The following is a 6,924-nucleotide window of genomic DNA, read 5'->3' as shown; positions in this document are numbered from 1 at the left end:
TGGCGTCCCCTAGGGGACTCGAACCCCTGTTACCGCCGTGAAAGGGCGGTGTCCTAGGCCACTAGACGAAGGGGACAAAACCTTCTGTACAACCGATCAGAGCTGAAACCTGATCTATTCAAGGACGGTGTGGCCAGACCTTGAACCTGTAAATTGGTGGAGCTAAACGGGATCGAACCGTTGACCTCTTGCATGCCATGCAAGCGCTCTCCCAGCTGAGCTATAGCCCCTCATCGGTGAGGACGGGGCGAATCTTAATGGCGGCTTGGAAGTGTGTCAAATTTATTTTCAACATTTTCCAAATTTTTTTGCCGGGATAACAATCACTTACCGACGAAACCCCGGAAAACCGGGGTTTCGTCACTGCAACGGCCTGCTTAGGCGATAGCGCCCAGCAGCTTTTCCCACTCTTTGTTTTCTTTCTTCGAGACACCACCAAGCAAATCAAGGGCTTGGCGCAGACGGAAACGGGTGAGATCCGGACCGAGAATTTCCATCGCATCGAGCACCGACACCGAACTGGCCTGCCCGGTAATCGCAGCAAACATCAGCGGCATGGCATCACGCAACTTCAGTTCCAGGGATTCAACCACCGCCTGAATCGTCGCAGTGATCGCATCCTTCTCCCACTGACGCAGGCTCTCCAGCTTCCACAGGATCAACTGCATCAACTGACGAACCTGGTCGCCAGAGAGCTTCTTGGACTCGAACAGCTTGGCATCCGGGTTAACGCCCCCGGCAAAGAAGAAACTGGCCAATGGTGCAACCTGGCTGAACGTTTCCACCCTGCCCTGCACCAGCGGCGCGATCTTCATCATGTACTCGGGGTTCAACGCCCACTGCTGCACGCGGCTGGCAAACTCTTCCACCGGCAGATCGCGCAACCACTGGCCGTTGAGCCAGGACAGTTTCTCGACATCGAAAATCGGACCGCCCAGGGACACGCGTGACAGGTCGAAGTTGTCGACCATTTCCTGCAACGAGAACTTCTCACGCTCGTCCGGCATCGACCAGCCCATACGGCCCAGGTAGTTGAGCATCGCTTCCGGCATGAAGCCCATGCGCTCGTAGAAGGTCACCGAAGTCGGGTTCTTGCGCTTGGACAGCTTGCTCTTGTCCGGGTTACGCAGCAGCGGCATGTAGCACAGTTGCGGCTGTTCCCAACCGAAATATTCGTAAAGCAGGATCAGTTTCGGGGCCGACGGCAGCCACTCTTCGCCACGCAGTACGTGGGTGATGCCCATCAGGTGGTCGTCGACCACATTGGCCAGGAAGTACGTCGGCAGGCCGTCGGTCTTCATCAGCACTTGCATGTCCATGCGATCCCATGGGATCTCGACGTCACCGCGCAGCATATCCGGCACCACGCACACGCCGTCGCTCGGCACTTTCATGCGGATAACGTGCGGTTCGCCAGCAGCCAGACGCCGAGCCACTTCTTCCTTGGACAGCAGCAGCGCGCGGCCATCGTAGCGCGGGGTTTCGCCACGGGCCTGTTGCTCGGCGCGCATCTGGTCCAGTTCTTCGGCGGTGCAGAAGCACGGGAACGCATGGCCCATGTCGACCAGCTGCTGTGTGTATTGCTTGTAAATGTCGCTGCGCTCGCTTTGGCGATACGGACCGTGCGGCCCGCCGACGTCCGGGCCTTCAGCCCAGGTAATGCCCAGCCAGCGCAGGGCATCGAAAATCTGCTGTTCAGACTCGCGAGTGGAGCGCAGTTGATCGGTGTCTTCGATCCGCAGGATGAATTCACCGCCGTGCTGCTTGGCAAAACAGTAGTTGAACAAGGCGATGTAGGCGGTGCCGACGTGGGGATCCCCAGTAGGCGATGGCGCAATGCGCGTGCGGACGGTGGTCATGGCGGGTCTCGAATGGGCGATAAAACTTAAAATTGAAACAAGGGGCGAATGGTAACAGCCTGGGTGATTTCTGGAAAACCGAGGCGTAGCCATCGAGGGCAAGTCGAATCGTCGCACCGCCCCTCCCACATTTGACGGTGTTCACAAGTCAAAGCGTGGGAGGAGGCTTGCCCCCGATAAGGCCCGCCCAGCCACCGCAGATCAGACAGCCAGCAAGCGCTCGCGCAACTTGCCAATCTCATCCCGCGTCTGCGCCGCCGCCTCGAACTCCAGATCCCGCGCCAACTGGTACATCTTCTCTTCCAACTGGCGGATCCGCTTGGTGATCTCACTCGGCGAGCGCAGTTCGTTCTCGTACTTGGCGCTTTCCTCTGCGGCCTTGGCCATGCCCTTGCGCTTCTTGCTGCGCGAACCGGGCACGGTGGCGCCTTCCATGATGTCGGCGACGTCCTTGAACACGCCTTTGGGCGTGATGCCATTTTCCAGGTTGAACGCGATCTGCTTGTCGCGACGACGCTGAGTCTCACCAATCGCCCGCTCCATAGAACCGGTGATGCGGTCCGCGTAGAGAATCGCCCTGCCATTAAGGTTTCGCGCCGCCCGCCCGATGGTCTGGATCAACGAGCGTTCGGAGCGCAGAAAGCCCTCCTTGTCCGCATCGAGGATCGCCACCAGCGACACTTCCGGCATGTCCAAGCCTTCGCGCAGCAGGTTGATGCCTACCAACACATCAAAGGTACCCAGGCGCAGATCACGGATGATCTCAACGCGCTCCACGGTGTCGATATCCGAGTGCAGATAGCGCACCCGCACGCCGTGGTCGGCCAGATAGTCGGTCAAGTCTTCGGACATGCGCTTGGTCAGCGTGGTGACCAGCACCCGCTCTTCCAGAGCGACACGCTTATTGATCTCGGACAGCAGGTCATCGACCTGGGTCAGCGCCGGGCGGATTTCAATTTCCGGGTCCACCAGGCCGGTCGGACGCACCAGTTGCTCAATAACGCGGCCGGCATGCTCGGCCTCATAGTTACCCGGTGTGGCCGACACAAAAATAGTCTGCGGGCTAATAGCCTCCCACTCGTCGAAGCGCATCGGCCGGTTATCCAGTGCCGACGGCAGCCGGAAACCGTACTCCACCAACGTCTCTTTACGTGAGCGGTCGCCCTTATACATAGCGCCCACTTGCGGCACGCTGACATGGGATTCGTCGATCACCAGCAGCGCGTCATCGGGCAGGTAGTCATAGAGCGTCGGCGGCGGCGCGCCGGATTCGCGACCCGAGAGGTAGCGCGAGTAGTTTTCGATGCCGTTGCAGTAGCCCAGCTCCAGGATCATCTCCAAGTCAAACCGGGTGCGCTGCTCAAGACGCTGGGCTTCCACCAGCTTGTTATTGGCCCGCAGGTATTCCAGGCGCTCGGCCAACTCCACCTTGATGCCCTCGATGGCACCCATCAGGGTTTCACGCGGGGTCACGTAGTGACTTTTCGGATAGAAGGTGAAGCGCGGCAGCTTGCGGATAACCTCGCCGGTCAACGGGTCGAAGGCTGAGAGGCTCTCCACTTCATCGTCGAACAGCTCGATGCGGATCGCTTCGAGATCGGATTCGGCCGGGTAAATATCGATCACGTCGCCGCGCACGCGGAAGGTGGCGCGGGCAAAGTCCATGTCGTTGCGGGTGTACTGCAAACTCGTCAGGCGGCGCAACAACTCCCGCTGGTCGAGTTTGTCGCCACGGTCCACGTGCAGCACCATCTTCAAATACGCTTCCGGGCTGCCCAGGCCGTAGATACACGACACCGTGGTGACAATGATCGCGTCCTTGCGCTCCAGCAGCGCCTTGGTCGCCGACAGCCGCATCTGCTCGATATGGTCATTGATCGACGCATCCTTCTCGATAAAGGTATCGGAAGACGGCACATAAGCTTCAGGCTGGTAGTAGTCGTAGTAGGAAACGAAGTATTCCACTGCGTTATTCGGGAAGAACGCCTTGAACTCGCCGTAGAGCTGCGCGGCCAGGGTCTTGTTTGGCGCCAGCACCAAGGTGGGCCGGTTGATCTGTGCGATCACGTTGGCAATGCTGAAAGTCTTGCCTGAACCGGTCACCCCGAGCAGCGTCTGGTGAGCCAGGCCGGCCTCGATGCCTTCGACCATCTGGCGAATGGCTTCTGGCTGATCGCCAGCGGGTTCAAAGCGGGTGACTAGTTGGAAATCCGACATAACGTACCTCTTGAAGTCACCCCGGACTGTAAACCCGTCGGGGAAGAAATAGACCACCACCCGCGAACTTTCAGAGCGAGCAGTAGGAAAAAACCATGATAGCCATAGAAGTGGTGGCGAATGTGACGGGTTTCAAGGCAATCGTCCTGCCTGCCATCTGGGATCGACGTTGCAATAAGACTAACGGTCAGCAAATAAACCGAAAAACTTGGCCGAAAAGCCGTTTCGGTTGTCGCCCTCAGCCGTGATGGCCTCTATACTAGCTCCCCGTTTGTGCACCGCTCTAGTGCATTCGGCTGGAGCGCGACACGTCCCTCCCTTCCCCCATAGAGCTGCCGCAAAAATGAGCCTGTTCTCCGCTGTCGAAATGGCACCACGCGATCCTATCCTGGGCCTCAACGAAGCATTCAACGCCGACACACGAACCACCAAGGTCAACCTTGGCGTAGGCGTTTACTGCAACGAGGAGGGGAAGATTCCACTCTTGCGTGCCGTTGCCGAAGCGGAAGCCATTCGCGTGGCGCAACACGCCGCCCGTGGCTACTTGCCAATCGACGGTATCGCCGCCTATGACAAGGCCGTTCAAACCCTGCTGTTCGGGAACGACTCGCCACTGCTCGAAGCTGGTCGTGTCGTGACCGTCCAGGCCGTTGGTGGCACTGGCGCCCTGAAGATCGGCGCTGATTTCCTCAAGCAACTGCTGCCAGACGCCGTCGTCGCCATCAGCGACCCGAGCTGGGAAAACCACCGTGCACTGTTCGAAACCGCTGGTTTCCCGGTGCAGAACTACCGCTACTACGACGCCGCCACCCACGACGTGAACCGCGCCGGCCTGCTCGAAGACCTCAACGCCCTGCCGCCGCAGTCCATCGTGGTGCTGCACGCCTGCTGCCACAACCCGACCGGCGTCGACCTGAGCCCGGCCGACTGGCAAAACGTGCTGGACGTGGTCAAGGCCAAGAACCTGGTGCCGTTCCTCGACATGGCCTACCAGGGCTTTGGCGATGGCATCCACGAAGACGCCGCCGCTGTGCGCCTGTTCGCGGAATCGGGCTTGACCTTCTTTGTCTCCAGCTCGTTCTCCAAGTCGTTCTCCCTGTACGGCGAACGTGTGGGCGCGCTGTCCATCGTCGGCGACTCCAAGGAAGAAAGCGCGCGCATCCTGTCCCAGGTCAAGCGTGTGATCCGCACCAACTACTCCAACCCGCCAACCCACGGCGCAGCAATCGTTGCCGCCGTGTTGAACAGCCCTGAACTGCGCGCCCAGTGGGAAGCCGAACTGGCCGAGATGCGCCTGCGCATCCGTGGCATGCGTGAGCAGATGGTTGCCGAACTGGCCAAGGCTGCGCCGGGCCACGACTTCAGCTTCGTCGGTCGCCAGCGTGGGATGTTCTCCTACTCCGGTCTGACCGTTGAGCAAGTCACCCGCCTGCGCAGCGAGTTTGGTATCTACGCGCTGGATACCGGGCGTATCTGTGTGGCGGCGTTGAACCAGTCGAACATTGCTGCGGTCACACAGGCAATCGTTCAGGTGCTGTAAACCTGCTAGCGTTGCACAGAAGGGGAAGCCATGGTTTCCCCTTTTTTGTGTCCAGCCCCTAGACTGAACCCTGACCGCCCCTTTGCTGTGAGAGCTCTATGAGAAACGACGACTTGGACCTGCGCGCCGACCGCGACGAACTGCACGACTACACCCCACGCGCGCCGCAGGTGAAGCGGCAGAAGAGTTTGGTGTTGCAGGTGGCCCTCGGTGTATTCCTTGGTGGTTTGGCGTTGTGGCTGGTGCAGTTGGGTGCGACAGCAATCATGGCGAAACTCGCCATGGGCACCTTCCAGTTCGGCGGCTGATAAAAAAACAGGTGGGACGGGATTTATCCCCTCCCACAGTGGATTCAGGCGGCTACCAGCCCGCGCTCTTCCAGCAACTTCACAAAGCTGTTCAAACTCTGCGAAACAGTCCCCCGCCGCCAGATCAACCAAGTGTTCAGCAAGCGAAAGCTGTCCATCAGCGGCCACACACTCACCGCAGCGAACCCGGGCATGCTTTCCAACATACTGCGCGGCATCAGCGCCAGCCCAGCACCGGCGCTGACGCAGGCGAGCATGCCGTGGTAGGACTCAATCTCGAAGATCTTGCCCGGCACCGCGCCATCCTGTGAGAACCAGCGTTCAAAGTGATGCCGGTACGAGCAGTTCGAGCGGAACGTATAGATGTTCTCGCCATTTACGTCCTGCCCCCGGCTGATCGGCGCATGGTGCAGTGGCGCGATCACCACCATCTCCTCCTCAAACACCGCCACGCCCTCCAGGGTCGAATGCAGCACCGGCCCGTCGACAAACGCGGCGGTCAGGCGCCCCGACAATACCCCCTCGATCATGGTGCCCGACGGCCCGGTGCTCAGGTCCAGTTCGACCTTGGTGTGCTTCTGGTTATACGCCGCCAGCAACGCCGGGATACGCACCGCCGCCGTGCTTTCCAGGGAGCCGAGGGCAAACGCCCCCTGAGGTTCTTCCCCCGCCACCGTCGCGCGGGCCTCTTGCACCAGATCGAGAATGCGCCGCGCGTAACCGAGGAAATTCCAACCTGCCGGCGACAGGCGCAGTCGGCTCTTCTCACGGATAAACAGCTCCACGCCCAGATCCTGCTCCAGTTGCTTGATCCGCGTGGTCAAGTTTGACGGCACCCGATGAATCAACTGCGCGGCGGCGCTGATGCTGCCTTGTTCGGCGACGGCCTTGAAGATTTCCAGTTGCACGAGATCCAATTCATTCTCCATTCGTGAACGTATTGCTTAATATTATTCAGTTTCCAGAAAAGATCCAACCCCGTACGCTGACCTCCATTCCC

Annotated in this window: 5 protein-coding genes and 2 tRNA genes; 2 read left to right on the top strand and 5 right to left on the bottom strand. The window is 59.6% G+C overall.

Going from position 1 to position 6,924, the window contains the following annotated elements; all coding sequences use genetic code 11:
• From ACEN2T_RS05205 to uvrB, 4 genes are all read right to left on the bottom strand, one after another.
• Positions 1-76: transfer RNA gene (locus ACEN2T_RS05205), tRNA-Glu, on the bottom strand.
• Positions 77-154: 78 nt separating this feature from the next.
• Positions 155-230, bottom strand: a tRNA-Ala gene (locus ACEN2T_RS05200).
• Between the two features lie 147 nt (positions 231-377).
• Positions 378-1,859, bottom strand: coding sequence for a glutamate--tRNA ligase (gene gltX / locus ACEN2T_RS05195; RefSeq protein WP_442116407.1), 1,482 nt, complete (start codon positions 1,857-1,859; stop codon positions 378-380).
• A 201-nt stretch (positions 1,860-2,060) separates the two neighbouring features.
• Positions 2,061-4,076, bottom strand: a complete 2,016-nt coding sequence (gene uvrB, locus ACEN2T_RS05190) for an excinuclease ABC subunit UvrB (protein ID WP_032885845.1) — start codon at positions 4,074-4,076, stop codon at positions 2,061-2,063.
• A gap of 343 nt (positions 4,077-4,419) precedes the next feature.
• Here uvrB and ACEN2T_RS05185 point away from each other — a divergent pair, with 343 nt between their 5' ends.
• Positions 4,420-5,616, top strand: a complete 1,197-nt coding sequence (locus tag ACEN2T_RS05185) for an amino acid aminotransferase (RefSeq protein ID WP_032885846.1) — start codon at positions 4,420-4,422, stop codon at positions 5,614-5,616.
• A 98-nt stretch (positions 5,617-5,714) separates the two neighbouring features.
• Entirely contained in the window at positions 5,715-5,924 is a 210-nt protein-coding gene (locus tag ACEN2T_RS05180) for a hypothetical protein (RefSeq protein ID WP_032885847.1), read from the top strand.
• A 44-nt stretch (positions 5,925-5,968) separates the two neighbouring features.
• Here ACEN2T_RS05180 and ptrR read toward each other — a convergent pair whose 3' ends face one another.
• Positions 5,969-6,841 carry a putrescine utilization regulator PtrR gene (ptrR, locus tag ACEN2T_RS05175; protein WP_032885963.1) on the bottom strand — a complete coding sequence of 291 codons (873 nt, stop codon included), beginning with the start codon at positions 6,839-6,841 and terminating at the stop codon, positions 5,969-5,971.
• Positions 6,842-6,924 lie beyond the last annotated feature (83 nt).

The sequence above is a fragment of the Pseudomonas sp. W22_MBD1_FP4 genome, assembly GCF_052113765.1.
Taxonomy (GTDB): Bacteria; Pseudomonadota; Gammaproteobacteria; order Pseudomonadales; family Pseudomonadaceae; genus Aquipseudomonas; species Aquipseudomonas sivasensis.
Note: the sequence above shows the minus strand (reverse complement) of the source record. Positions and strands in the feature narration are given on the sequence as shown.

What these genes read in the sequence shown, in the direction of transcription:
- uvrB (WP_032885845.1), bottom strand. Translation starts at nt 4,076, where the DNA reads ATGTCGGATTTCCAACTAGTCACCCGCTTTGAACCCGCTGGCGATCAG.
- ACEN2T_RS05180 (WP_032885847.1), top strand. Translation starts at nt 5,715, where the DNA reads ATGAGAAACGACGACTTGGACCTGCGCGCCGACCGCGACGAACTGCAC.
- ACEN2T_RS05185 (WP_032885846.1), top strand. Translation starts at nt 4,420, where the DNA reads ATGAGCCTGTTCTCCGCTGTCGAAATGGCACCACGCGATCCTATCCTG.
- gltX (WP_442116407.1), bottom strand. Translation starts at nt 1,859, where the DNA reads ATGACCACCGTCCGCACGCGCATTGCGCCATCGCCTACTGGGGATCCC.